Genomic DNA, 2,195 nt, shown 5'->3' on the forward strand with positions numbered 1-2,195 from the left:
GTACCAAAAGTAAGATTTGCACATTTTGAGGGTGTATGGGAGCAGCGTAAGTTGGAAGAAACTATTAATGTAAATAGTGGGCGTGATTATAAGCACCTAAATCGAGGGGATATTCCTGTATACGGAACTGGTGGTTATATGTTGAGTGTTGACGAAGCCCTTTCGTATGATTTAGATGGGATAGGTATCGGAAGAAAAGGGACTATTAATTCTCCTTATATTCTTTATGCTCCTTTTTGGACAGTGGATACTTTATTTTATGCAATACCTAAGCCTTTTGTTGATTTAAATTTTCTATATTCTATTTTTCAAAAAATTAACTGGAAGAAAATGGATGAGTCTACTGGTGTTCCTTCTCTCTCTAAAGTAACTATTAATAAAGTGATTGTCTTTTTTCCGAGTTTTGAAGAACAACAAAAAATCGGTACTTTCTTCAAACAAATTGACGACACCATCACCCTTCATCAACAGAAACTCGAACAATTACAACAATTAAAAAAAGCTTATCTTCAAAAAATGTTTATATAAATGATTTCTAAAACCACTAGAATTTATCTTGTGAGTAATCACAAAAATTCTAGGAGGTTTTTTATTATGGTAAGAAAGAAAAAATCAATGCAATTGTTTCATGAGTATTTTGAAGAATGGGTAGAATTATATAAGGAAGGGGCAGTACGACCATTGACGTTAAGAAAGTATGAAGTTGCACAACAATATTTAATGGAATTAGCCCCCAATTTAAAATTATGTGATTTGGATCGGAAAAGTTATCAAAAATTGTTAAACGAGTATGCTCTTACTCATGAAAAACAAACGACAATGGATTTTCATCATCAAATCAAAGGAGCAATTTTAGATGCGGTTGATGAAGGACTAATTGAAAGAAATCCTACCAGAAAAATTATTATAAAAGGAAAAGAACCTGCAATTAAAAAGCCAAAGTTTTTAAATCAATTTGAAGTTCAAGCTTTATTAAAACAACTGAATTTGACTGATACGATCAATTGGGACTGGTTTATCTTACTTGTAACGAAAACTGGCCTCCGATTTTCAGAAGCACTCGCATTGACACCGAATGATTTTGACTTTTCTAAACAGCAAATAGATGTGAATAAATCATGGAGTTATAAAGGGACAAAAGGGAATTTTCAACCAACAAAAAACGAATCTTCAAAGCGAAAAATACAATTAGATTGGCAAACTGCCATGCAATTTTCTCAACTGATAAAAAATTTGGAACAAGATAAGCCAATTTTTGTAACAAAAAGAGTTTTTAATTCAACAATCAATAATCGATTGAAAGTATTATGTATACAAGCAGATATTCCCATAATTACTATTCATAGCCTACGTCATACTCATGCGTCATTATTGATTTTTTCTGGTGTCTCTATTGCTAGTGTTGCAAAAAGATTAGGACATTCTAGTATGAGTACCACACAAGAAACTTATTTGCATATTATTCAAGAATTAGAAAATCAAGATAACGAGAAGATTATGAGGCATTTAGCCCAATTAATGTAACTTAGTTAATATGAAAACGAGCTTGCAATTATTGTAAGCTCGTTTTCGTTAATTAGAAATGTGTATTGATAAAATTAAACAAACATTTTTTGTAAATAGGCTTGTTTTAATTGTCGTAACATTTCGAGTTTCTGTTGATGAAGGGTGATGGTTTCATCAATTTGATGAAAAAAGCTACCAATTTTTTCCTTTTCAACTTCATCAGTCGGCACTACGAATTTCATCTTCTTGAACTCGCCAGTTGTTATCTGATTGATTGTCGCACCAAGATTTTTTTGAATTTCTACACTGAATTGTTGAGTATCAAGAAGCGCAGTCAAAAATTTTGGTGACGGAGATCGAAGCCCAGTCATGAAAGCACCTATGACCGTATTCGGCATTTCATGCTTGACTGAGGCATGTTTTCCAATCAAAGAACGTGAACCATTTCGTACAACGACAATTACATCACCGACGTGAACTTGTTCAGAAGTTGCGACCTCGTTGCTGACATAAACGTTATCGGCTGGAACAATCGTGTTATTTTTTACATTTGATGAACGTAATACAAGAGTTCCATTTTCTTGAACGTTATCGGGTGAATAGGTCAGTCCCGAGAAAAAATCAGTCAAGTTTTCTAACTTACACTGTTCCCATACACCTTCAAAATTCGCAAATCTTACTTTTGGTAC

3 protein-coding genes are annotated in these 2,195 nt (G+C 33.1%); 2 read left to right on the forward strand and 1 reads right to left on the reverse strand.

Annotated elements, in window-relative coordinates; genetic code table 11:
* Both BAU17_RS12700 and BAU17_RS12705 read left to right on the forward strand, forming a co-directional pair.
* Window positions 1-528 (forward strand): restriction endonuclease subunit S (locus BAU17_RS12700; RefSeq protein WP_202622330.1); only part of this gene is annotated, 528 nt, incomplete at its 5' end.
* A 66-nt stretch (window positions 529-594) separates the two neighbouring features.
* Window positions 595-1,524 (forward strand): site-specific integrase, encoded by a 930-nt coding sequence (locus BAU17_RS12705; protein WP_161903205.1) that lies wholly within the window; start codon window positions 595-597, stop codon window positions 1,522-1,524.
* Window positions 1,525-1,598: 74 nt separating this feature from the next.
* Here BAU17_RS12705 and BAU17_RS12710 read toward each other — a convergent pair.
* Window positions 1,599-2,195, reverse strand: a 597-nt coding sequence (locus BAU17_RS12710) for a restriction endonuclease subunit S (protein WP_237579125.1), incomplete at its 5' end; no start/stop codon positions are given.

It is taken from the genome of Candidatus Enterococcus willemsii, assembly GCF_009933335.1.
GTDB classification, from domain to species: domain Bacteria; phylum Bacillota; class Bacilli; order Lactobacillales; family Enterococcaceae; genus Enterococcus_F; species Enterococcus_F willemsii.